The organism is Corallococcus exercitus, from assembly GCF_003611585.1.
Taxonomy (GTDB): Bacteria; Myxococcota; Myxococcia; order Myxococcales; family Myxococcaceae; genus Corallococcus; species Corallococcus exercitus.
Genome location: NZ_RAVW01000915.1, coordinates 1 through 417, shown reverse-complemented (window position 1 = coordinate 417; position 417 = coordinate 1). Strand labels below are relative to the sequence as shown.

The 417-nt window shown below is 74.8% G+C and carries 1 pseudogene; it reads right to left on the bottom strand.

Annotated elements, in window-relative coordinates:
* Window positions 1-161: 161 nt before the first annotated feature.
* Window positions 162-417, bottom strand: a pseudogene (locus D7W79_RS44205) (hypothetical protein); the annotation flags it as partial.

Genomic DNA, 417 nt, shown 5'->3' with positions numbered 1-417 from the left:
GACGGAAGCCCCCGCCGCCGCCCCGGCGTCCACCGAGGGCGAGGCGAAGCCCTCCGAGGCCCCGCCGTCCAACGTCTGATCCGCGTCCCTGCTTGAAGCACCCAGGCTCCGCCGTCCCCTCACCGGGACGCGGGGCCTTCGTGTTTCCGGGTGACCGCCGTTCAGTCTCGCGGCGGCGGCATCACCACCAGGGCCTCTGTGTTGGCGCGGGTCTCCCCGGTGCTGTCGTCCACGCCGCCCACCACGAGCACGGAGCCGTCTGGCAGCGCGGAGCACGTGTGCCACACGCGCGGCTGCGGCATCAGCGGCAGGCCCAGCACGGTGGGCTGCGCGCCCGCGTGCGGGGTGATCAGCTCCACCCATGGGACCGCGTAGGTCGTGCCGATGCCCGTGCCCCGCCCGCCCAGCACCACCACG